Origin of the sequence: Pontibacter vulgaris, from assembly GCF_022758145.1 — a bacterium.
GTDB classification, from domain to species: Bacteria; Bacteroidota; Bacteroidia; order Cytophagales; family Hymenobacteraceae; genus Pontibacter; species Pontibacter vulgaris.
In genome coordinates this window covers 189,269-213,178 of record NZ_JAJVDH010000005.1, presented here as the reverse complement: position 1 = coordinate 213,178, position 23,910 = coordinate 189,269, and the positions used below count along the sequence as shown (strand labels likewise).

Genomic DNA, 23,910 nt, shown 5'->3' with positions numbered 1-23,910 from the left:
ATGGCAAACGCCATTATTCTCTTTCAATTGCAAAGGTAGCTCCCATCATTTCCATAGCGAAGTTGTCTTTTGCCTGGTAATAACCAACTTTAGGATATGGTGTGGCGCCTACCTTTTTCTTCTCCATAGTGGCAGAAATGCCGAAGTTTATCTTTTTACTGCCCAGGGCATGGCCTCTTTTAATTACCTGGTAAAGGGTTTGCCTGTATACGTTGTACTCCAGCAGGTACTCATAATCCATACCTATTAACATGAAGTTGTACACATTGCTGGCGTTCTTGTGGCAAAAGGCAACCGATACCGGCTTCCTGTTCAGGGAGTGTTCCTCCTTTAAATAAAGCACAACAAATTCCCAGGCATTGTTCTCGTTTAGCAGGCTAAAGAGCTTATCGGGATAAAGGAAGTTATTGATTGCAAAGTTGTTGCTTTTAACATTCTTAAACAACGAAACAGCATATTGTAATTCTTCGGCTGAGAGGCGGTTCTTTACTTGTACATCATAGTAATGCTCATATCGCTTTATCTTCTGCACAAAGTTTTCCCTGCCCTTCTTGGTCAGCGTTTGCCTGTATTCATCTTCTGTTATCCAGTCCAGGTTTTCAACTACACAAGACTCCGGCAGGTCCAGCTTTACGAAATCCTGCTCCACCATAAACTCATTCAATTCCGGGTCGTTGGCGTCCAGGTCACGGATCATGATGCTGCTTGCATTTTCGGTTTCCTGATCTTTGTAGAGCTCAGCCAGCAGTGCTTTCAGCGCCTCTTTCCAGTATGGGCTTTCTCTGTCTAAGTATAAATGGTTACCTTCTGTAAACAGGCTGCCCATTAAAATACCAGTCGATGTCAGATAATAAGGATTTGATTCACGCTCTTTCTCAATTGCTTTCGAAATAGACGCCTGCGAGAACATATCCTCTTTCAGAAGACTTACGATAGCAAAGGTCATCAGTACCAGTTTGCCTTCAGCATCCTGAACTGTATAATACCTGAAGCCCCAGTTGCTTTCTTTCTCCGGATTATCTTTAAAAGATTCTTCCAGGAACTTCAGGCCGTTCCAATCGAACATGCCACGGTTACCCAGGTATTTGTTCCAGTAAGCAGCATCTAGCTCAGTAATAGAAGTATAACGCTTTACAGTCAGGTCAGTGCTGGCAACAGTTTTAGTCGAAGCTATAACCATTTCTAACGCGGGCATTTTAAAAGCTTTCCTGATGTTTTCGTGCGTTTGGTTTGTGGCAATAAGGGCTTCTTTAAAATGAATATCGAGTTTGCGTACGAGCTCTTCAATATCCTCATAAGAATTGCTCAGCGAGATAGTAATTCTGACGCCGATATTCTTGGCTGGCACTGCCGGAAATGTGGCCAGATTCACGTATACGCCATCGTTAAGCAGCGCCTGCACCAGGTGGTTACCCATATCCATGGTGCCCGTCCCGATGTAAAAGATCGGGCTTTCGCACTCGTGCACCAAAGGTAAATCGGTTTGCTTCAACAACTTGTTAAAGTATGAGATCTTTTTTTGGAGTTCTTCCTGGTAAGTATAGATCTCGTTGCTGAGGTGTATTTTAGCAGAGGCGATTGCTGCGCCCAATGTTGCAGGCTCTATCTGCACAGAAAATGTAAGCGGACCGCCAAAGTTATTTACCTTGTTATACCATTCCTCGTTCGGGAACAGTGACAAACCACCACATGCCCCAAATGCCTTGCCCAGGTTAGCTGTCAGTATCATTTTGCGGTAAAGGCCATCAGGCATCTGGCTCATAGCATAGCCGGTCCCGTGCTTGCCTGCCCAGCTCATGCCGTGGGCATCATCCACGTACAGGTATAGCTGCTCATATTTTTCTGCCAGCGCAATCATATCCTTGATAGGAGCAAAATCGCCATACATAGAGTACACACTATCTGCCATATACCAGATCCGATCAAACTTGCTTCTTTGCTTCTTGATGCGGTCTTCCAGCATTTCCAGGTTATTATGGCGAATCATCTCGACAGTTACGCCCTGGCTCAGCAGTTTTTTAACGGCCTCCTGCACGCTGGCATGCACCTGGTGGTCTAATATTATCAGGTCAGACTGGCGGATTATACTTGGTATAGTTGTCAGGTGAGCTAAAGTACAATTCTTGGAGATAACGGCCGGCACATTATACATCTGCTTAATCAGGCCTTCCAGCTCGCTGTAAAGCGGGTTAGAAATGTAAGTACGCGACATCGGGAATTGGGTACCAAAGCGCTCTATGGCATCTATTGCACCACGTTTTACTGCAGCATGATGCTCTAAAGCAAGGTAGCCGCAGGTGCCAAAGTGTAAAACTTTTTTGCTGTTTAAAGTAAGATGCTGGCCACTAAGCTCCTGATCTTCTGCATGTAAATGAATAATTCCCTTCTTTTTGGAAACGCTAAGAACAGAATCTACCGTATCAATGATATTGTTGTGTCTTATTTTTGCCACGTATTTTACCTATAATTGCATTTGTAATGGGTGCATAACAAGCACGCCATGAAAATTGTTTAAATCTTGAATGACTAACTCCGAAAAAAATTCCAGCATCACGTCTACCGACTATCTTAACCTCTGTGTTATAGATGGAATTTTGTACTGTATTTATAAAGACATAGAGCTGGTAGATCTGGAGACTGCTAAAATTTGTGTTAAACAACGTATTGAGTATAGCGAGAATAAGTCATATCCTGTATTATTTGATATCACAAGAGTAAAGCAATCAACAAAGGAAGGTCGCGATTACCTGGCAAATGAAGGAAATGATCTTGTAATTGCCAGTGCCATTCTAATTGGGTCGCCGATGCTAAAAATGTCTGCTAACTTTTTTATACGGGTTAATAAGCCTAAAAACCCAACTCAAATGTTCACTGATAAGAATAGTGCACTTAAGTGGCTTGCCCAATTTAAAAGCTAACCCACACCGCTGCCACGCTCGCTATTGCCACTCACTCTCCCCGCTTCCTGTTTCAACCTTAACTTACTTAATTCACCCTTACCAGGCTATACTTTGGCCCTGGCTGGATGAGCACGTTTATACTTTGTTACATCGTGTAAATACATAAAGATGCTTTTGCAGCTATATGAAAACAGCTGCCTACTGATCAAACCTGAAAAATCACAAAATCCTCCTGCCAGTACTTAAGCCAACAGGAGGACTTTATACTTAAATCAGCTTTATATTTATTTGATCTTTACCAGACGCATGTAGTCTAACATCGCCTGGTTCACGTCGCCGTTCATGTTCTCGTTATGCGGTTCAAAAACCACAGAAATAGTATGTTTGCCTTTGGTTAACGGCACCTGCACGGCATTGGTAAAGCCCCAGTTGCTCCACTCGTCGTTGCCACGCTGCGGCAGCACAACAGTACCTGCAAATTTACCATTATATTTCAGCGTACGGATAGAAGCTTTATTGCTGGTGTTTATCGGGCCGTTGCCATTGGCGTAGCGGAAATCAATCGCATATACACCATCTTCCGGTACGGTTATACTTACTTTCACTTCCTTGTTCTTCTGTTTGCTGATCTCCACGAAACCGGTACCTGAAAAGTCGCGGTAAGGCAGGTTGGCTTTAGGCAGCGATTTCTCCAGTTCGTATTGCATTTTATACTTGCCGGCCACTACAACTATAGGCTCGCTGGCAAACGAGGTAACACCATTTTTGTCTTCGGCCAACACTACATATTCGGCATAAGCGCCTTCGGTTACAGCTAAGCTATTGTTCTGTGTTTTCTCCTGTGCCTGTCCGTTTTTGATAACCTGATAAGTAACCGCCCCCTCTACAGATGGCCAGGTTAGTTTGCCTGAAGTATAAGTCACTTTTGGTGTCTCAGGCGAAGTATAATCCACGGTATGGTTTATCTCACCTCCTGCTTCGTTGTTAGCCAGTTCAATTTTAATGGTATGGTTGCCCGCCAGGTTAGCTGGTATAAATGGCTTTTCCATTGGCTTGCCATCCATAGTTATACTTTTTACCTGGTTGCCGTAACCGCTCATTTCAAAGTTCAGCACAGCATTTCGGTAAGTATAGTTGGTCAGTTTTCTGTTACCAGCAAAAGCTTTCGGTACAAACGGTTTCAGTTCTATACCGTCGGCTTTAAAATCCATCCCGAAGTATACTTTGTACACCATGCTCAGGCTACCGGCAAGGCTCCACAGCATGTTGCTGGAGTTTACCTGCGTGCCTGCATAATCGCCGCTGATAGCTACAAAATTCTCTTTATTAGTCAGGAATAAAGCAGCAGGGCGGTAAATAGCAGTTATACTTTCGGTCAGCGACTTGTCGTTGCCTGCTTTGGCAGCAGCCAGTGCCCAGTATGATTGCACAAACGGCCAAACGGCATTGTTATGGTACGGCGGAATGCCCGGAATATAAGGATAGATATTTGGTATACCGAAATCCGTAACCGGTGTGTGGGCAACTATAGTTTTGCTGCGTGCTTCATCGGCTACCCCATAAATAACAGACAAGGCCTCTCCTAACGCTTCCGCTCTCGGTGACAGAATCTTATAGTTACGACCATACAGATACTGGCCATAGTAGCCCTTCTCCTCCTGCCACAAGTGCTTATTTATACCTTGTTTTATACTTTCGGCAGTCTTTCTAAAACCAGCTACGGCTTCAGTATCCTTTAGCAACTCGGCCATTTGAGCGGCTACCATATTGGCCTGGTAATGCGCTGCGTTTGTACCCAGGTTTTCTGAGGCGTAGATATCGGCAGGCTGCATCCAGCGCGGGTAGGACTGCTCACGCCAGTCCAGAAACGACGACTCGCCACGCATCAGGCCAGTTTCCGGGTCAAAAGCGTTTTTCTGGTCGTCTGCTATAGATTTTTTGATGATGGCATAGGTATCGCGCAGCCATTTCTCGTCGCCGGTCACTTTGTATACTTCCCAGGCTGCCACGGCCCAGATCATGCGGTCCGTCGAGATCGGGTATGCGCCGCCCGTTCCGGTATCCTGCACAATGCGGCCGTCTTTTACTTTGCGCATCAAACTATACATCGATACTTTTGGCTGAAGCTGCGCCATGCTAAGTATAATGCTGTAGCTGATATCGCGGGTCCAGACGCCGGCCCATTCCTTACCTGTTCTGAAAGTGCTGTCAGGCTCTACGGCAATTATCATTTCTTCGAGCGCCAGGTTATACAATGCGTCGGCTATCGGGTAATCAGACTGGTACTGCGGAAAAGCGTTGGCATTGAGGGTCATTTTCCATTGCTGAGCCGTCATCTTCTCCTCGCGGTTCTCGTTCATCAGCAAGGTTATCTCGTAAATTCCATCGCCGTCCGGGTCCTGAAGCTGCATTTCTTTTTTACCGCCCAGGTTGTCAAAATCCCAGCTCAAAGGGTCGGTGCCGCCAGCTATAAACACACCCTTAAAATCTTCTTTATAGATCTTGTCGCCGGTTGGCGTAGTATAAACCCCGCTCTTTTTAAAGGCTTCCAGCACCGGGCGCATGTCCAGGCGGATCTTCATTTTAGTATTTGGGGTCAGGTATACATCGCTTGCAATTTCAGCATCATCTTTCAGCTGCTTACCAAACGTGATCACAGGCGTAATACAATTACCATTATCGGCGATACAGTTAAAGTAGTGGTCGGCTCCGGGTACCATTTCGTTGTCGCGACCGTTTATGGCAAACTTAAATACAACCTTCGGGCTCATGGTAGCATTTACCGGGCTTTGGTAATCAGAGGTAAGTTCGGTAGACGAAAGCACTTTTGCCACATACTCACCCTGCACCACACTATCGGGGTAAATACTATAAGCCGGAGATTGGTACATGGCTTTTTTACTGCTTACTTCAGCAGCTATACTTGTATCAGCAGCCGGTTTTTGTGACTGACAGGCTCCCATAACTAATAACGAAAAAAGTATACTTGACCGGAGAGAGATATGCTTCATTTGAATGATTATAAGTTATAATAAGTACACCCTAAAACTCGCGATTTGAACCGTAGTATAGAGTCTTTAAAATTATACAATTATTTCGTTTCGCGCTATTATGGGTACACTACAGTTAGCCGGAAGCAAATGGGTGAGAAAATACAGGTTTTGCTGTTTTCCATAGTTTATGTGTGTAATAACATGGCTACGAAAAGAGAAGGATATATATTTTATCAGTGATCTTTTCTATCATTATACCCTTGTCTTGAATAAAACCGTCAGCCCACTAGATAATCTGCAGCAAAAGCTTACATTAGCTTAAGTATACGCTCATCCAAAATGCTACAAACTTTACCAGATCCTGCTATATAATCTGCCATAAAATGGATTGAAATAGTTACGTACATAGTGCAGATAAGCGTATGTTTTCGTTTATACAATAGTTGGCGTCAATAGATAATTATGAAAAAGCCCTTACATGTAGTTTTCCTTTTTTTCCTGTTTTCCTGTAATGGAACAGAAGAAAGAGCACATGTAAAGGAAAAAGAGCATCAAATAAAGCACTTTGAAGAATTTGTCTTTTCGATAGAGTCGGGCTGGAGCACAGATGACAGCAAGGAAGTGGAAATACATAAAGACGGCACTACTTATCTTCGCTTGAGAGACAATAGAGAAATTAAAGAGAACTATAAAGCGAAACTTGACTCTCAGAGCCTAAGGCAGATTTTTCTACTTGTTGACTCTATGAACATTAAAGCGTTAGATACTTTTTACCAAGAGTATGAAGATGGAGCCTATTACTCAATGAGTTTGAAAAACAATGGCAAAGAAGTAAGAACTAAAGGTATGGACTTTCCGATTGAAGTACAGAAAATGCTCATGGAGTTAGTTGAAATTGTGGAAGGGCAGCAATTGGTCAAAACTTCTAACAGACGCTTTGCAACAACCAAAGATGTCTTGTGGCCACTACCTCCAGGTTATGTGGAATCACAGGCTGTTTTAGATAGCTTGTAGTAAAGAAGGGGTAAAACTAAAAACGCCAACAAGGTTCATAGTTCAGGCTGCGGCTATGCCTTGCCCATACTATGCACGAAACGTTAGAGGTGAGGCTAAAAAAGACTATGAGTATTGAATAAGCCAATCAATTCTATAATGAAATGACATTAGAAGATTTAGGATATAATGATAAACTTGAAAAATTCAGGATTGAGAATAACCTTAAAAAGTTTGAGGTTGGAAGAGTTATATCAGAACATAAGGAAAGATATATTGTAAAGACTGAGAAAGGAGAGTTTGAAGCCGAGATAACAGGGAATTTACGATTTTCATCAAAAAGTCGTGAAGATTTTCCAGCAGTTGGCGATTGGGTTGCAATAACAATTCATGATTCAGATTTTTCCATTATTCACAGCATATTTCCGAGGTCCTCTGTTATTTCTAGACAGGACATTGGTAAATCCGGAGAGATACAAATAATAGCAACAAATATTGATTATGCATTGTTGGTGCAAGCCGCTGACAGGGATTTCAATATTAATAGGCTTGAAAGATACCTGACAATTTGTAATTCATCAAAGGTTAGTCCCATTATAGTGCTCACTAAGATTGATTTAATTGATGAACATCGGACTTTGGAGATAGTAGAGAAAATAAAAGCTCGGATTAATAATGTTCCGATTATTGCTATAAGTAACGAATCTCAAGATGGGTACGACAAACTAAAAGCGGTTATTGAAAAAGGTAAAACATATTGCCTACTTGGTTCTTCAGGTGTTGGAAAATCCACTCTATTAAATAATCTTTCTGGCAAATCTATAATGCGAACAGATACCATCAGCCAGAGCACAAATAAAGGGAAACATGTTACAAGCCATAGAGAATTAACTCTTCTTGAAAATGGTGGAATTTTAATTGATAATCCAGGAATGAGAGAAGTAGGTATTGCCGACTCAACCAGCGGATTAGAAATTACATTTGATAAGATTATCAGGCTTTCTCAGAGTTGTAAGTTCAAAGATTGTACGCACACGAATGAGGTAGGCTGTTCTGTTATTGAAGCCGTTGCAAAGGGAGAAATAGACCGGGCTTCCTATGAAAATTACCTGAAGTTAGGACGAGAGAAAGCTCATTTTGAATCTTCGGTTGTAGAAAGACGGAAAAAAGATAAGGAATTCGGAAAAATGGTTAAGAATTACAAAAAAGGCATCAAAAGGAAAAAGTGAAGTTCGAGAGATGAAGCCCGAACTGCTAACATGCGTTTGGAGTCACTTTAATGTATATTCAATACTTATGAAGTCTTTGAAAAAAGTAATTCATATGGATACAGTAAATGCTCATAAGAAAACTATAAATCTTTTATTGACTTGTGGGATTTTAGGGGCCTTTCTTTATCCCCTCACGGACATAATTGCCGGCATTCTTTACAAGGGCTATAGTTTTAACGAGCAAACTGTGAGTGAATTGTTTGCGATAGGCGCCCCAACCAGTAAATTAGTGGTTACCCTTTTTACAATTTCCAGCTTACTTTTTATAGCTTTCGCTTTAGGCATTTGGTTACTATCCAACGGTAAGCGTATTCTCCGGGCATTGTCTGTAATGATATTTGGAAATGCGGTAAACAGCTTGATATTGTGGAACTACTTCCCGATGCACATGCGCGGAATTGAACCAACATTTACCGACACGATGCACGGAATTCTGGCAATAAACCCATTCGTCTTGGTTAGTCTTATACTTGGAGCTGTCTATTTTAAAAACTGGTTTAGATATTATTCAATAACGACTATATTAATGCTGCTAGTAATGGTTGTATTCGCAGTCCCAAAGGCTTTATTGGTATACGAAAACAGTCCGACGCCTGGTCTTGGAATTATGGAGCGTGCCTCACAATACGGGCATCAGTTATGGCATGCAGTACTGGCCATTGTTTTGCTTTACAGGCATGTTGATTTTGACACGACAATTAAATGACGAAAGCAAATGGTACCAGAGATAATGTCCGAACCGCTAACATCGTACTGGCAATAGTGGGGCTGACAGTTATAAACTCAACATTATAATTCCAATGGGCAGTTATGTAGATATTGGCAAAAGCCCCTCTATCGCCGGTACGTAAACCGTTATCAGTAATTTAAAATATTAAACCACCTTTTATAGATGAAAAAACTTCTACTAACCTCTTTCTTCGCAGTTGCTTTCACCGTTACCAGTAACGGACAGACTCTCAAGGGTACAAAGAAGATGTGAAGTGATCAATCCTATTCTCAACAATGTACAGACAGACAAGAGTCTAATGTTAATTCTGCTATAATATATATATTGGTGACTAAGTTATTTTGAATATTACATAAACTCTTATCAAGGTGTCATCCAGGGCTATTATTTATATATTGTCTTTTAATTATTATTTACACCGATAGGTATAATTCAGAGTATAGTGATATCCATCCAGAAGAGTACGAATTTCCTGTATAGGGTAACCTTCTTTGTTATAAGTAAACGTTGATGTATGACCCCATGTAGTTTCACCTCCGTTAATTAAATAGTCAACCAATATCTTCTTAATGTTATGCTTTAAGGGTAAGCTTTCAGGAGGAAATAAGGTTTTGCGGTAAGCAGTATCTGCTACTAGTTTATTATTTTTGTCATCATACTCAATTATATATGATAAGCGTAACTGGTTCTCATTATTATACACATGTATTTTATAAATCTGCCCATTCTTGTAGTCAAACGTGATAGTCGTGATAGTATAGTTTTGATTGGTAGAAATTCTAAAACCATGGATAGTAATTTTCTTTAATTGGGTTGGAGAAGCATATTCATAAGTATAGCTAGTTGATTCTATAAGTTTTCCATTTGAGATATCTGGAACATAAGAACTAAGGGAATAGGTAAGTTGGTTATTAGAATCATACTCGTAAGTCTGTCTGGCTTGTAAATCGCCAGTGGAAATATAGAAGTCTCTTTGAATAATGTTCCCTTTATCGTCATACGTATATTTATGATTTCCATAATTTGTATTATCCTCAAACCTTTGTATTTCAATTAGCCTACCCGTTGTTTCATCACGGACGTACTTTAACTCAATGGTCATACCGTCTAAGGAATAATTTTCAGTCAGCGTTGTAGAAACTACACAAGCAGAAGTATAGGGTACTGAATCTTCGCTCTTCTCGCATGCCACCAGTACTAATATTAACGTAAATAGCAGTAATCCCTTCATCTAAATTAAATTACTGAGCTGTTAAGTTGTTGATTTATATTTCTAAAGCACAAGTTATAACTTTATATTCATTTATTTATTTTCTTGAATACTTCCAGTATACATTATTTAACTTAGCAGCTATATATATTTGAGCATTAAAAATCATAAGAAAGCCGGTAATAAAGACCATTCAGTAAATACAGGCATACTACTCTTGACATAGAACCGAATATGAGTAGCTGTGTACGAGTTGACTGAAAACAAAAAAAGCCACTTACCGATTTTACTCGTAAGTGGCTTATTAGTATGTGGGCCCACCTGGAATCGAACCAGGCACCTACTGATTATGAGTCAGTTGCTCTAACCGAATGAGCTATAGGCCCGTCCCTCGAAGATCGCTAAAAAGGTGCTTTCTTTGATTTGGGAGTGCAATTCTACATATTTGTATCGAATATTTCAAATAGTAAACGAAAATTTTTTCCGTGAATTTAGAAAGCGTCAAAAATATCATCTTCGATTTAGGCGGAGTGATCATTAACATAGACTACAACAAAAGTATAACCGAGCTGCTAAAGTATAGTAAATCAGGCAGTGCCATGGAGTTTACCCAAAAAGCACAGTCCCGTTTATTCGACCTGTATGAAACAGGCAACAGCACCTGCCAGGAATTCCGCGACAGCCTGCGCAGCGAATATAATTTAGAGGCAACCGACGAAGAGATAGATGCCGCCTGGAATGCCATGCTACTGGACATACCACAAGAGCGTATAGATTTGCTGCTGGAGCTTGGCAAAAAGTATCGTATTTTCCTGTTAAGCAATACCAATGCTATCCATCTTAAAAAGTTTAATGAGATAGTGGCCCACAGCTTTACCATTCCAAGCCTCGATTCGCTGTTCGAGCAAAGCTACTATTCGCACCTTATTGGCCAGCGTAAGCCTGACGCCATCGTTTTTGAGCAGATAATAGACCAGAACGGCCTGAACAAGGAAGAAACACTTTTTATAGACGACAGCATACAGCACATCGAAAGCGCCCGTAAAGTAGGTCTTCAGGCGCTGCATCTGGCACCGCCGCTAACTATAAACCAGGTTTTTAAGGATGTGGTTAACTAAACAGCAACGCAGGTATGGCCTGCACCTGTTGCTGTTTATAGTTACGCTTGCCACCACCACCATAGCCGGAGCCGAATGGATAACGGGTAAACTGTTTTTCCTGTCCCGGGATGGTTTTGACTGGGGAGGTACGCTTAGCTGGGACGAACTAGTGGCTGGTTTATACTTCTCTATTCCCTTTCTGGGTGTGCTAACGGTGCATGAGTTCGGCCATTACTTTACAGCAAAAGTATACCGCACGCGTGTTACATTGCCTTACTATATACCGCTCTGGCTGGGCATAACTTCCAGCATTGGCACCATGGGGGCTTTTATCCGGATAAAAAGCCGTATTTACTCCCGGCAACAGTTTTTCGATATTGGCATAGCAGGCCCGATTGCTGGTTTTGTAGTGGCTTTGCCATTATTGTTTTATGGTTTTACGCACTTGCCGCAACCGGAGCATATTTTCAGTATTCACCCGGAGTATAAACAGTATGGGCTGGATTATGCCCAGCATGTATACCTCGAAACAGAAGGCAGCTTTGCTTTAGGCAAAAACCTGTTGTTTCTCTTTTTTGAGCAATTTGTGGCCCCTGACCCAGCGCTGGTACCTAACCAGTATGAGGTGATGCATTACCCGCTAATATTTGCCGGATACCTGGCCTTGTTCTTTACGGCGCTTAATTTGCTACCCATCGGACAGCTGGACGGAGGCCACGTTTTATATGGATTAATTGGCTATAAGCGCTTTAACCGTATTTCACCGGTATTTTATACTTTCTTTATCCTGTATGCCGGTTTAGGAGTGATATCGCCTTCTAACGTGCCTGTGTGGTCAGATGAGTTGCTGGTGGTGTATATTCCATTCCTGCTTTGGGCTTTTAGGAAGCTACTGCACAACAACCGCTATGGCTTTGGTGCGGCTATTGTTTTATTGATGTTGCAGTACAGCCTGGCCACTACTTTCCCGGAATGGCAGGGTTATATCTGGGTATGGCCGGCCTATCTGGTATACCTGTTGTTTGTACTAGAGCCTGCAATGCCTAAATTAAGCTATGCATTCTACCTGACCTTATTCGTTCTTGCTGTGCAGGTATTGATCTCGTTTGCATTCCCGGGCGCTGATGGGTATAGCGGCTGGTTACTGTTTGGCTTATTGCTTTCGCGTGTGATGGGCATTTTCCATCCCTCCTGCCCCGACGAAACGCCACTTACACCAGGCCGCAAAGTGTTGGGCATACTGGCATTCGTTATTTTTATACTTTGCTTCAGCCCTTCGCCTTTTATTGTAGAATAGCAGGTTTTAAAAAGCTAAAAAACAAACCGCCCCTGGTATTTGATTAATCAAACACCAGGGGCCAGTTTTTAAATATATACCTGGTAAGCCTAGCCTTTATAAGCAATAATGCCGCCCAGCAGGTTACGAACCTGTTTAAAGCCTTGCTGCTGCAGGAAAGCCTTTGCTGTAGCAGAACGCGCCCCAGATTTGCAGTGTACAATAACTTCAGCGTCTTTCAGGTGTTCCAGGTCTTCGATGCGGTTTGGCAAAGTTCCTAACGGAATATTCTCTGCACCGCCTATATTGGCTTCCTGGTACTCCCAGTCTTCGCGTACGTCAATAATAACCGGCGTTTCGCCATTGTTTAAACGTTCTTTCAGTTCTTCCGCAGTAATATCTGTTGTGATCATGGTGTTGTAAGTATAAGTTTCCTGGTGATTATGGTGTTTTGTGTTTGAATACGTAAAGTATAAAGCCCGGGTGCCAGTTGCTTTAAACTGATCGGGCTGTTTATAATGCCTGAAAAATCTTGTCCGTATACTTTGCGCCCGGCAATATCGATAACATCAAGTGTTTTAAAAGCCTCGTTAATGGCAATCGTACCTGCCGAAGGGTTCGGGTATACTTTCAATTTATTCGCCAGCTCTTCATCCTCAATTCCCAGGGCCATACCTGCCATCAGGGGCCGCATCATAATAGCGCCTTCAATTGTTTTATCCTCGGCCCAGCCATTCTGGGTGCTCCATAAAAAGCGACGACCCGTGGCACGCTCATTTCTATCGAAACCGATATTTAAGAAAAGACTACCCGGCTGCGACCAGCCAATATAAAAGCTGCCATCCACACCCACAGGTTTAGCAAGCTCAATAGTATAAAACTGGTTCAGATTGTCGCTATACTTTACGTGGAAGCTCTGCTCACCTAAAGTTTCGCCGGGCTTGCCGTTATCGTCTTTCCATACACGAAATGTAATGGACGAGCCCTCAATCATGTTCCTAACCCGCGGGAAGTATACCTGAAAACCTCTTACCTGGTCCGGGCGGTTCAGGTCGAAGCGTTGCGCTACCTGGCTGTTGCCAGAGGCTATGTAACTAAAGCCTGCTTCGGCGGTGCCATCGTCGTAGGCATAATAATCAGCGAATTCTGTTTTGCGGAAAGTGCTGTCGTTTGCTCGCTGCAGCGGGTTCTGTTCTTTTGTATCCAGCACCATGCCATGCAGTAAAGCAAAATTCTCTTCGGGTAAAGCCAGCGCTGCCAGGCTGGGAGTTCCTTTTATCTCAAACTGACGTGCAACAGCCGGAATCAAACCTTGCGAACGCAGGAAAGTATCGGCTACCGTTTCGTCTGCTCTCCTGATAAAACCCCGCCAGTTGATAGCCCCCGGAAGATCGCCCAGGTTATTTATAGTTGCAGTTACTTCCTCGCGAAGCGATGCCGCCGGATTTTCCAGGAACTGGCGGAGCGGCATGGCAGTATAGTTTTTTAACAGTGGTGTTACCGTCTGGCTAATGGCTATATCCCGGGATGTGTTTTGCCCTTTGCGGCGGTTCCTGTCCAGTTCCACATAATCCAGGTTCCAGTTGTCGCCTAAACCACCGCGCTGCCCAAAACTCCTGAACCGGAACTGAAAACTATCATGCAAAAACCTGGCGTCTTTGATGGCAATAAAAACCTGCGTAAACTGGGTGGTTTCGCCTAAACCCGGCTGCTGCCATACTTGCTGCCAGTTACCCGAAGCATCTTTAAACTCAAGCTGAAAGTATACAGGGTTAGTACCGGATTTATCGGGCACATCGCCTAAGCCACCTGCCTGCCAGTAAAAGCTAAGATAAACAGAATCGGAAGGTATAAGCGTACTTAAAACGATAGGTTGGGATGTAAGCGTATCGGAAGTTCCTGTACCTACCGAACCTGGCTGATATGGCTTTCCTGCTGCATTTAGCCCATCGAAGGAGGCTACGTTTTTAGTGATGGGCTCTATAGCGAAACGGCTGTTTACATATACCCCACCATTCACCCAACGGGCAGGATCCGGCGAAATGGTAGTTGTGGCAAAATCATCAAAGAAAGGGAGCGATAAGGCTGCTACCCGTAATGGCTTAGAAGTATAACTTTTAACCTGGCGCGGCTCTTGTTGCAGCGGGCTAAGCACAGCCTGCGCCATGGCTACCATACCATAACAGGAAAGCAGAAAAGTAAGCGCCAGTTTTAGTTTCATAGTTTTGGTGGTATCAAAAGAGCGCCTGCCACAGTGGCAGGCGCTCTTAAATTATTCTATTCCTTGTACCTGTACCGGCTCTTCGCCGGCAACCCACAGGTCTACGAGCTCGCCAACGCGTATTTTTGCACCGACCTCGGCAAATGGCCGCTGCCGTACAATGGTGCCCGGGTCTTCGGTGCTTCCCGGCTCATAAATAATGTTCCCGATCTGCAGCCCCTGTCCTACCAGCAATACAGAAGCTTCATCAACCGGCATGCCTACCACATCCGGAATCTCGAACTCAGTATTACCCAGGCCATCGCCTACATGCAGGTCTACCACCGAGCCTTTCGGGATCATCTCGCCCGGCTTTATTTCACGACCATTCACAAATTGCTTCAGTACAGCGTTTTGCTGCAAGTCCGGCACATACGTTATCTGGCCTTTTCTCAGGTCGTAGCTCTTAAGTATAAGCTCTGCATTTTTCACCGAGCCATCAATCAGCTTAGGCATCTTGATCATCGGCGGGTTTTTCATATTCACGCTGACGTAGATCTTACGGCCTTCTTTTACCTTCGCGCCCGGAGCCGGGTCCTGCGTCAGGATCTCAAAAGGCTTTCTGTCAGGGCTGTAACTGGAGTCGTTTACGAAGTATAACAGGTTTTGATCATCCAGGTATTCCTCGGCATCAGGCAATTGCATACCGGTAATTTTAGGCACCGAAATGCTCTCGCCGTGGTTGGTGGTAGATGGCAGGTATACGTAAAAGAAGCCGGCAACCAGCATCGCCACAATGGCTGCCATAATAACCAGGTGCTTCAGTACATCCACAAAGGAATTTGCTTTTAACATATTTTTCAGAGGATAGATGTTAGACAAAAGACATTTAAACTTCCTGAGTACTAACTTCTTAATTCACTAATTATAATTTTATTATTGCTGATTAAACCGTTGAATTTTTAATCAGGACAAAGTATAGATTTTAACTTTCAGACTATATTGTCGCTTTCATCTTATTGCGCTTGATACCATAGGTAAGAATGCGATCGATGAAATCATATGGTTTGTACCCGTTGATAGCCGTCTGGTGGAAAATACAGGTGGCAGGCGTCATACCTGGCAACGAGTTCACCTCTATGATGATCGTTTCTACCTCATCGTTCTCCAGCACGCGCACAAAAGCATCTATACGGGCATAGCCTTCAATGTTCAGGATGTTGGCTACGTGCTTGAGGTCTTCTTTTACCTTATCAGATATTTTCTGGCGGCGCTCCGGGTCTGTGGCATAACGTGCCGGTGTAATATTCTGCCCCTCGCCTGCCAGGAATTTTTCTTCCAACGATAAAACTTCGCCTTCAGCCAGTGCTTCCGAAGCTTCAAACACTTCGTAACTCACGCTATCATCCGGGCCATACTTGGTAAGTAAACCGCCTGTAATTTCCAGAAAGTGTTTGGCACCGTTTCTCGAGATCAGAGTTTCTACCAGGAAGCCCTGCTTGTTCGGGAATTCTTCTTTAAAACCAAGCGATAAAGTACGGGCACATTCTGTGTCCAGCTCCTCCATCTCCCGGAAAATAAGCGTCGCAAAGGCATCCAGTTCAGCGCGGTTTTTTATCTTTTTCACGGCAGAGCTACAGCCATCATCGGCAGGCTTTGCAATAAACGGGTAAGGGAACTCTGCTTCTAAACTCTGGAAAAACGCTTCTTTGTCTTTTTGCCAGTCTTCTTTCCAGGCCATGCGGTGTTTTGCAACCGGTACGCCGTGCTTGGCCAGAATCTCATTTGTCTCATACTTGTTTATTGTGATCTGAGACGAACGGATGCCAGAGCCGTTGTAAGGAATGTGAAGTTTTTCGAGCTCGGTTTGCAAAGCACCATCTTCGCCCGGACGACCGTGCAGTGCAATAAACACGGCATCCACCATATTCTTAAGCTGCGAATAGGTAATGCGCTGCGGCTCCTGCAGGCTGCGGCCGGTATACTTGCGTGTTATACTTTCAGCCTCTTTTGCAATCTGCTCCAGCACCGGGTGCGGTTTGCCGCCCTGCTCAAAGTATAAAACCTTCTCTTTAATATCGTCTGCATTATCCTTCAGCATAATGTTGATCGGAATAGAATACAAACGGTGCTCTTCGTTGCTGCCCGTCAGGAAGATTGGCAGCGGCTCATATTTGGTTGAGGAAGAAAGCTTTTCGTAAATGTTACGGCCACTTTCCACGGATATATGTCGCTCTGAAGAATAGCCACCCATGATCACACCCACACGGATTTTATCGTGGCGGTGAGCCTGCTCTTCTTTTATACTTGCATCCAGCTTCTGCAGCAACCGGGTAAGCTTAACAGTGTCCTTTCCGGATTTCAGTCGCTCAGCAATTGAGGTGCGGATAATATAAGTCAGAAACTGAGACGGGTTCAGCCCGATTTCAGCAGCCTGGTGGAAGAAGAACGACGATGGCAACATACCTGAGGTAGTGTTCGGGTCGTTCAGGAATATCTCGCCGCTATCTGTAATAAAGCCATCCAGGCGGGCATACACGTTGAAACCAAAAGCAGTAAATAACTTACTGGTGGCTTCGCGTATGCGCTGAATCTCTTCGCTTGGCAGGTTTATCGGTGTTATTTTGCGGCTAAGGCCCGGCAGGTATTTAGAACGATAGTCGAATACTTCGCTGCCTTTCACGATCTCAGTTGGAGGCAGGGCAATCGGTTTGCCGGTTTCGTCCTGCACTACTATACTTGAGAACTCACGGCCTTTAATAAATGCCTCTACCAGCACCTGCTGCTCATGCTCTACATTGGTAAGCGTAATGCTGTCGGTAGCGCTGGCATTAAAAGTATGGTTGATGTAGTTGAAAAGCTGCTCCGGATGATAGATGATCTCGCCGCCATCCACTAATACCGGCATACCAATCCCTTCGCGAATATCGACCAACTGCTTCATGCTCACCAGCTGCTTCTCTTCGCCAAGCGCCAGCCACTGGCTCTTGTAAATGGTTTTGGTAAAGAAGCTGCGGTCTACGCCGGCTTCAAAAGCTGCAAAATCATTATCCTTAAGTATGGAAATACCGATGGAAGAACCCTGGTGCGGCGCCTTTAGCACGAGTGGCAAACCAAGTTGAGCTACCAGGTTTTGCAACAACTGCGGCCGGTTCTGCTTATCTGTCCATTCGGTATAGCTTATGGTTCTGTAATCCGGGGTCGGGAAGCCATGCTGTTTCAGCATTTCTTTCTGCGCTGCCTTGTCTATACCTATCGCCGACGGAAGTATACCAGAGCCGGAATACGGAATGTGGTACCACTCCAGCAAGCCCTGGATGCTGCCATCTTCGCCATAAGGGCCATGCAGTGTCAGGAAAGCAAAATCGAAATGCTCCTTAAACTCGTTAGGCTGCAGGCGCTTACCGGCTTTGTTAATAATCCTGTCCTGTTCTTCTATGCTTAGCTCGCCCAACGACTCCAGGTAAATCTGCAGTCCGTGCTGGGTTTCGGGCAAAGCCGCTACCGGCGGATAAAAATCCCGGATGGTGCCTTTGTAAATAAACTGCCAGTCCAGCAGTATAAAATTACCCAGGCTGTCCACAAATACAGGAACGGCCTCAAAAAGCGCTTTGTCTAAGTTATCGTAAACCGTACGCCCACCCGCAAACGAAATCTCGCGCTCACGTGATGGTCCACCGAAAATTATTCCTACTCTCATTGTTGCAAAGGTAACAAATTGGAGGTTAAAGTTAAGGGTTAAAAGTTAGGAGTTGTTTTTGGTTTTTAACTAATGTAGGTAACAATTATTGTTGATGAAGTTTATTAGCTGACTAGCTGTATACTTCTGTTGATAATTGGTATTCTGTCATTTCGAGCGATAGTCGAGAAATCTTATATGTTCTATCGTTGAAGCTTTAGATTGTGGCTTGCAGGCTATACTTTCATAGCTACTTTCAATCCTTGGAGCTCTACTTGCCTACTGTTTTATAGTTGCTTTGGCTCGCTCCTAGCCCGCGAGGGCTCGTCCTCGGGCATCGCGCTGTGTTCCCTCCTGCCTCCGCTGCGCTGCGGCTGCCCTTAACGGGCACCGGATCTCACAAGGCGCTCAACCCAAGGACTGGGTACAATTTCGATAGCAAACGCTAGTACTACTGAAACCACTGTTCCCTTGAGGGGACTACAGGGGTGTTATACTTGACCTATAAAGCAATAGCTTTTCCAAGTGCACCCAAGACGATTCGATGTTTGAGCGTTCAGCGAGTGGGGGTAGGGGCCCTCGATAAACGAATTGTCTTGATTCTTTTGCTTACAGGGGTGCAGGGGCCCCTTTTAGACTTTCTCATCAAGGAGAAAAGTGAGGCCCAGCCGGCGAGGCGAAAGCTTAATCAAAGCATAGAAGTTAAAATTGATGCTTACCGTTTGCGAAGAACCTCCAAACTCACCTTCTTAGACTAGTGAGAACGCGAGTTTGAAACCAGCGAGCATAGCTCTGAGGGGCTGGGGGTGGTTGGACCACTGCAGCTATAGAACTAATACTTGAAGTATACCCAATGGCCAAATCCCCTCTCCTGTTTTTAGGAAAGGGTTAGGGTGAGGTAATCCTACAAACTAACCCCAAACTATAACTCCTCCCCGATTCTCCCGTAAATCATAGTCATTTTACTATATTTGCTCAACCGCTAAATTGCCAGCAACAAAATCGGCGGAAACACGAACAACGAGTATCCGAATCCAAACTATAACATACTTCATGAGAACTGTAGACGAGTATAATTTTGCCGGTAAAAAGGCGCTTGTGCGTGTAGATTTCAACGTACCTCTGGACGCAGAATACCACATCACCGACGACACCCGCATTCGTGCGGCCGTGCCTACTATCAACAAGATCCTTCAGGATGGAGGTGCTGTTATTTTGATGTCGCACCTGGGCCGCCCTAAAACAGGCCCTGAAGAGAAATACTCGCTGAAGCACCTGGTAAACCGTCTTTCTGAAGAGTTTAACACTACCGTGCATTTTGCCGCTGACTGCATTGGCGACGAAGCCCTGGAACTGGCCCGGAACCTGCAACCAGGCGAGATCCTGCTGCTTGAGAACCTGCGTTTCTACAAAGAAGAAGAAAAAGGCGATGCTGCCTTTGCTGAAAAACTGGCCCAACTTGGCGACGTGTATGTGAACGATGCCTTCGGCACCGCGCACCGCGAGCATGCTTCTACAGCCGTAATCGCGCGCTACTTCCCTAAAGATAAGGTAATGGGTTATGTAATGCAGGCCGAGCTCGATAATGCCCGCCGCGTGCTTGATAATGTAGAGCGCCCTTACACTGCTATTATGGGTGGTGCTAAAATTTCTGATAAGATCATGATCATAGAGCGACTGATGGACAAGGTGGATAACCTGATCATTGGCGGCGGTATGTCTTATACTTTTGTGAAGGCTGATGGGGGCGAAATCGGGGCCTCGTTGCTGGAGGCTGATAAAGTGGACCTGGCTGCCCGCCTTATTGCGATGGCCCGCGAAAAAGGTGTTAACCTGATGATTCCAGTAGACTCGGTTGTAGCCGATGCATTCAGCAACGATGCCAATATAGACATCAGCCTGAGCCACCACATTAAACCTCTTTGGATGGGCCTTGACATTGGGCCTGAAGCCCGTGAGCAATACGCCGATGTGATCCGTAACTCTAAAACTATACTTTGGAACGGCCCGATGGGTGTGTTCGAGATGTCTAACTTCTCGGTTGGTACCGAAGCCATTGCTGATGCCGTTGTAGATGCAACCCGCCTTGGTGCTTACTCGCTTATTGGCGGCGGCGACTCGGCTGCAGCCGTTAACAAGTTTGGCTACGCCGACCGTGTATCGTATGTATCTACGGGTGGTGGTGCACTGCTCGAGTATATGGAGGGCAAAACCCTGCCAGGTGTAGCTGCCATCGAGCGCGACGATTACTAATCTATAGTTAGCTATACTTACAAAAACGCCCTGCTACTGAAAAGTGGCAGGGCGTTTTACTTTAAAAAATTCAAATTTGCTGTTTATCTGTATACAAAAGATCCGCAACCAGTTACCACTACTTCATTAAAAACTTATAATCAGCTCATTACAACCATAGTCAATTTTAAAAAAAGGTGTTATTAAACGCTTATAAACGTGTATAAGCGTTTATAAACGGATAAAAGTGCCGCCACAGCTGAACTTGAAAGTTTAGATTTTATACTTTAATTGGTTTAGTGCAATTCGAAATGGCAAAGCAATAATAAATAACCTTCTAAACACTTAAAAAAACTGCTTTTCTTCTACTCTTATTTTATTGTTTCTAAATAACCACAGAGTGCGGCAATATCAATTCTGTTTAGTATATTGTATTACTAATATGTTTGCATAAGTATAGCCTGTAATCAGCTCTCAGACTATACTTTATACTTACATAAACAACCTTAACTTACTCCGTACATAATGCAGATAAACGTATGTTTTTGTTTATCCTATAGTTGTGGTACATTTAAAATGGCAGATAAAATGGCAGACATAAAATCAATTTCAATAGCAACAGGGGTAATAATACTAAACCTTCTACTTGGGCATTTCTTCGCTCCAACAGGAATAATGCTTACACCAGTCGCTTTGATTATTGCGACAGTATTAATTGTATTCGGGACAAAAGACTTAAAACCAATCTTTATTACTCTGGCAATTTTAGGGCTTATAATTTTCCACGATGTTGGGCTTAAGCTCTACTCTGGGGGAACTCACGACAGACAGGGACTTGGGTGGTTACATTTAATGTTGTTTATGGGTCTTATACCAAGTTATATACTGACTGTTGTTGGAATAGTAAGAAATAAAAAGACGAATTGGACTGAAAAGAGTATATCGATAATAATTTTCCCTTTGCTGATGGCAGGACACCTATATCTATTTAGCGACTTAGGCTTAGGACGACATTATTGGTATGATTGGAATTAACAAAGAAAAACACACCACAACAAAACCTAAAGCACATTAAAACGTGCCCTAGCCCAACCGTTGGCAGCAAGTATAGCAAATCAAAAAAATGGGAGCTTACTCAGAGTTCTCATAAAACTAAATTTGATGAATAAGATGACACTGGTAAACACTGATCAAGTTACAAAAGGCACTGTAGAAGATTTACAGCACCTGCAAAACGCCCAACGGAATATGCGCGATGCCTACCAAAATGGTTACCCCGGTGTGGTTGTATCTGGTATGGTTTGGCTTGTTTCAGCACTTGTAGCCATCTATGTGTCGCCAAACAAAGCAGTTTTTACCTTACTTATTGGGGGCGTTTTTATTCATCCTGTTAGCATGCTGCTAAATAAAGTTTTGGGAGCAGTTGGTGCACACGCTCCAGGTAATCCCTTGGGCAAGCTTGCCATGGAAGGAACTGCATTTATGATCATGTGCCTACCGCTGGCCTATGGGCTGTCTTTTCAAAAAGTAGAATGGTTTTTCCAGGGCATGCTCCTCATCATCGGGGGCAGGTATTTGCATTTTGCAACGCTCTACGGTTCAAAGCTCTACTGGGCCATAGGCATAGGATTAGGGCTGGCAGCTTACGTGCTATTTACTATGAATGCACTTTCCCATAAAACGCTTATGGTGGGTGCAGCTATTGAGATCCTGTTTGGTCTTATCATGCTTGCCATACTTCGCTGGAGAAAATCGCCAATAGTTAAATAATTGTACATAAAAGTAACGGCTACCAACAAGGTGCATGACATAGCTAAGGCTGCGCCATGCCCAGACTATGCACGAAAACTTTTACCAAATAAACACCCACACTAAATCTAACCCAATGAATACAAAACTACTCATGTCTGTAAGCGCTGTTACTTTAGGAGCGGCAGGCATTATGTTATCTTTTTTCCCGGAGGAGCTTTCCGGCAGTTTAGGCATGAACGAAGCTTCTGCCATACTGCTGCAGGTTCTGGGAGCCTCATATTTTGGGTTTGCCATGCTCAACTGGACGGCCAAAGCAAACTTAATCGGCGGTATTTACAGCAAACCCGTTGCACTTGGCAACCTGGCTCACTTTGTAATGGCCGCGCTAGCTTTGGCTAAATTTGCATTCAGTGGTCCTAACCTAAGTTACATCTGGGTAGCAGCCATTGCCTACGCCATTTTTGCCATACTTTTTGGCTACGTTTTCTTTACCAGCCCGGCCCTTAGCAACAAACCTAGTTAGCCCATACCCGCATGAAAGCACTGGTATACTTACTCGTTATTCCCATACTTTTTGGCTGCAGCTCTAACCTGAAAAAGACTGAAAGCGCTGTTGTTGCACTGCCACAAGTACGAGCCACAGATACGCTGATGAAGTTTGAAGCCAGACCTGCAGCCGGCTTTAACTTTGCATACCTTGTTTACTTGCCCAAAGGGACAAAAAGCCAAAGCCAGAACTACCTGATGGTAGAAACGAATAACTCCGGCCTTAATGATTCCATCGAGTTTCATGAACGGGGAGCCAGGTATGCCGCCAGCAAAAGCGGGGTAGCAAACTATGTTTCCAAAAAACTACAGATACCATTACTGATTCCCATTTTCCCGAGATCAGAAACCAACTGGCAATACTATACCCATGCCCTGGACAGAGACGTAATTTTAAGCAAGGGATCTGACATAGAAAGGCTGGACCTGCAACTGCTGGCCATGATCGGGGATGCCAGAAAGCAGTTGGCAAAACAGGGCTATCCGCTAAAAGAAAAATTCTTTATTACCGGCTTCTCGGCATCCGGCACATTTGCCAACAGGTTCTCCATACTTCACCCGGAACTTATACAGGCAACAGCCTCCGGCGGCATTAACGCCATGCCAATTTTACCTGTTTCCGAGATAGAAGGCCAGCCACTTAACTACCCTTTAGGTATAGCCGATTTACAGCAGATAACAGGTAAGCCTGTTAACATGAAAGCATTCAGCAACCTACCTAAAATACTGTACATGGGTGCTTTAGACGATAACGATGCCGTAGCTTTTGACGATGCCTACAGCCAGGAAGACCGTGAAATTGTTTACAGGTTAATGGGCAGGCAGCTTGTGCCGCAACGCTGGCAGTTTGTCGAGAAAGTATACTTAAAAAGTGGTGTGCAAGCCGATTTCAGAACGTACCAAAACATTGGCCACGGCACCGATCTGAAAATTAACGATGATCTGGTAGAGTTTTTCCGGAAGTATTCTGAATAGCAAAGCCAACAGGTATACTTTCAGTAAATGTAGCCCGTTTTGCGTACCTTTGG

The 23,910-nt window shown here is 44.0% G+C and carries 18 protein-coding genes and 1 tRNA gene; 11 read left to right on the top strand and 8 right to left on the bottom strand.

Features of this window, described 5'->3' with window-relative positions; translation table 11 throughout:
• Nucleotides 1-13 precede the first annotated feature (13 nt).
• Nucleotides 14-2,452: a GNAT family N-acetyltransferase gene (locus tag LWP20_RS18395; RefSeq protein ID WP_242928646.1), complete on the bottom strand. Its 2,439-nt coding sequence runs from the start codon at nt 2,450-2,452 to the stop codon at nt 14-16.
• A 70-nt stretch (nt 2,453-2,522) separates the two neighbouring features.
• Between LWP20_RS18395 and LWP20_RS13320 the strand changes: the two genes are divergently transcribed.
• Nucleotides 2,523-2,918 (top strand): DUF7793 family protein, encoded by a 396-nt coding sequence (locus tag LWP20_RS13320; RefSeq protein WP_242928645.1) that lies wholly within the window; start codon nt 2,523-2,525, stop codon nt 2,916-2,918.
• A gap of 266 nt (nt 2,919-3,184) precedes the next feature.
• Here the strand turns inward: LWP20_RS13320 and LWP20_RS13315 are convergent, their stop codons facing one another.
• Entirely contained in the window at nt 3,185-5,911 is a 2,727-nt protein-coding gene (locus tag LWP20_RS13315; RefSeq protein WP_242928644.1) for an alpha-L-rhamnosidase-related protein, read from the bottom strand.
• Between the two features lie 444 nt (nt 5,912-6,355).
• On the opposite strand from LWP20_RS13315, the gene LWP20_RS13310 reads away from it, so the two are divergent.
• The 3 genes from LWP20_RS13310 to LWP20_RS13300 all read left to right on the top strand — a co-directional run bounded on the left by LWP20_RS13310 (nt 6,356) and on the right by LWP20_RS13300 (nt 8,863).
• Nucleotides 6,356-6,907 carry a hypothetical protein gene (locus LWP20_RS13310; RefSeq protein WP_242928643.1) on the top strand — a complete coding sequence of 184 codons (552 nt, stop codon included), beginning with the start codon at nt 6,356-6,358 and terminating at the stop codon, nt 6,905-6,907.
• Nucleotides 6,908-7,050: 143 nt separating this feature from the next.
• Nucleotides 7,051-8,115 (top strand): ribosome small subunit-dependent GTPase A, encoded by a 1,065-nt coding sequence (gene rsgA / locus LWP20_RS13305; protein ID WP_242928642.1) that lies wholly within the window; start codon nt 7,051-7,053, stop codon nt 8,113-8,115.
• A 67-nt stretch (nt 8,116-8,182) separates the two neighbouring features.
• Nucleotides 8,183-8,863 (top strand): DUF998 domain-containing protein, encoded by a 681-nt coding sequence (locus tag LWP20_RS13300; protein ID WP_242928641.1) that lies wholly within the window; start codon nt 8,183-8,185, stop codon nt 8,861-8,863.
• A gap of 433 nt (nt 8,864-9,296) precedes the next feature.
• On the opposite strand, the gene LWP20_RS13295 is transcribed toward LWP20_RS13300, so the two are convergent.
• Both LWP20_RS13295 and LWP20_RS13290 read right to left on the bottom strand, forming a co-directional pair.
• Entirely contained in the window at nt 9,297-10,118 is an 822-nt protein-coding gene (locus LWP20_RS13295; RefSeq protein ID WP_242928640.1) for a hypothetical protein, read from the bottom strand.
• 291 nt (nt 10,119-10,409) lie between these two features.
• Nucleotides 10,410-10,483: transfer RNA gene (locus LWP20_RS13290), tRNA-Ile, on the bottom strand.
• Nucleotides 10,484-10,582: 99 nt separating this feature from the next.
• Here LWP20_RS13290 and LWP20_RS13285 point away from each other — a divergent pair.
• Nucleotides 10,583-11,215: an HAD family hydrolase gene (locus LWP20_RS13285; protein WP_242928639.1), complete on the top strand. Its 633-nt coding sequence runs from the start codon at nt 10,583-10,585 to the stop codon at nt 11,213-11,215.
• Nucleotides 11,202-12,494, top strand: a complete 1,293-nt coding sequence (locus LWP20_RS13280; protein WP_242928638.1) for a site-2 protease family protein — start codon at nt 11,202-11,204, stop codon at nt 12,492-12,494. Before LWP20_RS13285 ends, LWP20_RS13280 begins: the two co-directional genes overlap by 14 nt.
• Nucleotides 12,495-12,583: 89 nt before the next feature.
• Here the strand turns inward: LWP20_RS13280 and LWP20_RS13275 are convergent, their stop codons facing one another.
• The 4 genes from LWP20_RS13275 to LWP20_RS13260 form a co-directional block, all read right to left on the bottom strand.
• On the bottom strand, nt 12,584-12,886 hold the full coding sequence (locus tag LWP20_RS13275; protein WP_242928637.1) for a rhodanese-like domain-containing protein: 303 nt from the start codon (nt 12,884-12,886) through the stop codon (nt 12,584-12,586).
• Complete coding sequence (locus tag LWP20_RS13270) at nt 12,883-14,694, bottom strand: T9SS type A sorting domain-containing protein (protein ID WP_242928636.1); 1,812 nt, start codon at nt 14,692-14,694, stop codon at nt 12,883-12,885. The genes LWP20_RS13275 and LWP20_RS13270 overlap by 4 nt, the downstream gene beginning before the upstream one ends.
• A 51-nt stretch (nt 14,695-14,745) precedes the next feature.
• A complete protein-coding gene (locus LWP20_RS13265; protein WP_242928635.1) occupies nt 14,746-15,528 on the bottom strand; it encodes a PASTA domain-containing protein in 783 nt (260 codons plus the stop codon).
• A gap of 142 nt (nt 15,529-15,670) precedes the next feature.
• Nucleotides 15,671-18,373 (bottom strand): D-alanine--D-alanine ligase family protein, encoded by a 2,703-nt coding sequence (locus LWP20_RS13260; RefSeq protein WP_242928634.1) that lies wholly within the window; start codon nt 18,371-18,373, stop codon nt 15,671-15,673.
• Between the two features lie 1,032 nt (nt 18,374-19,405).
• Between LWP20_RS13260 and LWP20_RS13255 the strand changes: the two genes are divergently transcribed.
• From LWP20_RS13255 to LWP20_RS13235, 5 genes are all read left to right on the top strand, one after another.
• Nucleotides 19,406-20,605 (top strand): phosphoglycerate kinase, encoded by a 1,200-nt coding sequence (locus LWP20_RS13255; protein ID WP_242928633.1) that lies wholly within the window; start codon nt 19,406-19,408, stop codon nt 20,603-20,605.
• 555 nt (nt 20,606-21,160) lie between these two features.
• Nucleotides 21,161-21,619 carry a hypothetical protein gene (locus tag LWP20_RS13250; RefSeq protein WP_242928632.1) on the top strand — a complete coding sequence of 153 codons (459 nt, stop codon included), beginning with the start codon at nt 21,161-21,163 and terminating at the stop codon, nt 21,617-21,619.
• Nucleotides 21,620-21,745: 126 nt separating this feature from the next.
• Nucleotides 21,746-22,354, top strand: coding sequence for a DUF7010 family protein (locus tag LWP20_RS13245; protein ID WP_242928631.1), 609 nt, complete (start codon nt 21,746-21,748; stop codon nt 22,352-22,354).
• 115 nt (nt 22,355-22,469) lie between these two features.
• Complete coding sequence (locus LWP20_RS13240) at nt 22,470-22,859, top strand: hypothetical protein (RefSeq protein WP_242928630.1); 390 nt, start codon at nt 22,470-22,472, stop codon at nt 22,857-22,859.
• Nucleotides 22,860-22,870: 11 nt separating this feature from the next.
• Nucleotides 22,871-23,857, top strand: coding sequence for an alpha/beta hydrolase (locus LWP20_RS13235; RefSeq protein WP_242928629.1), 987 nt, complete (start codon nt 22,871-22,873; stop codon nt 23,855-23,857).
• The last annotated feature ends 53 nt before the right edge of the window (nt 23,858-23,910 follow it).

Bases quoted from the DNA above. Each gene is read 5' to 3' on its own strand.
- LWP20_RS13265 (WP_242928635.1), bottom strand. From the start codon at position 15,528: ATGTTAAAAGCAAATTCCTTTGTGGATGTACTGAAGCACCTGGTTATT.
- LWP20_RS13315 (WP_242928644.1), bottom strand. From the start codon at position 5,911: ATGAAGCATATCTCTCTCCGGTCAAGTATACTTTTTTCGTTATTAGTT.
- LWP20_RS13260 (WP_242928634.1), bottom strand. From the start codon at position 18,373: ATGAGAGTAGGAATAATTTTCGGTGGACCATCACGTGAGCGCGAGATT.
- LWP20_RS13295 (WP_242928640.1), bottom strand. From the start codon at position 10,118: ATGAAGGGATTACTGCTATTTACGTTAATATTAGTACTGGTGGCATGC.
- LWP20_RS13310 (WP_242928643.1), top strand. From the start codon at position 6,356: ATGAAAAAGCCCTTACATGTAGTTTTCCTTTTTTTCCTGTTTTCCTGT.
- LWP20_RS13300 (WP_242928641.1), top strand. From the start codon at position 8,183: ATGAAGTCTTTGAAAAAAGTAATTCATATGGATACAGTAAATGCTCAT.
- LWP20_RS13240 (WP_242928630.1), top strand. From the start codon at position 22,470: ATGAATACAAAACTACTCATGTCTGTAAGCGCTGTTACTTTAGGAGCG.
- LWP20_RS13280 (WP_242928638.1), top strand. From the start codon at position 11,202: ATGTGGTTAACTAAACAGCAACGCAGGTATGGCCTGCACCTGTTGCTG.
- LWP20_RS13275 (WP_242928637.1), bottom strand. From the start codon at position 12,886: ATGATCACAACAGATATTACTGCGGAAGAACTGAAAGAACGTTTAAAC.
- LWP20_RS13250 (WP_242928632.1), top strand. From the start codon at position 21,161: ATGGCAGATAAAATGGCAGACATAAAATCAATTTCAATAGCAACAGGG.
- LWP20_RS13255 (WP_242928633.1), top strand. From the start codon at position 19,406: ATGAGAACTGTAGACGAGTATAATTTTGCCGGTAAAAAGGCGCTTGTG.
- LWP20_RS13320 (WP_242928645.1), top strand. From the start codon at position 2,523: ATGACTAACTCCGAAAAAAATTCCAGCATCACGTCTACCGACTATCTT.
- LWP20_RS13235 (WP_242928629.1), top strand. From the start codon at position 22,871: ATGAAAGCACTGGTATACTTACTCGTTATTCCCATACTTTTTGGCTGC.
- LWP20_RS13245 (WP_242928631.1), top strand. From the start codon at position 21,746: ATGAATAAGATGACACTGGTAAACACTGATCAAGTTACAAAAGGCACT.
- LWP20_RS13270 (WP_242928636.1), bottom strand. From the start codon at position 14,694: ATGAAACTAAAACTGGCGCTTACTTTTCTGCTTTCCTGTTATGGTATG.
- rsgA (WP_242928642.1), top strand. From the start codon at position 7,051: ATGACATTAGAAGATTTAGGATATAATGATAAACTTGAAAAATTCAGG.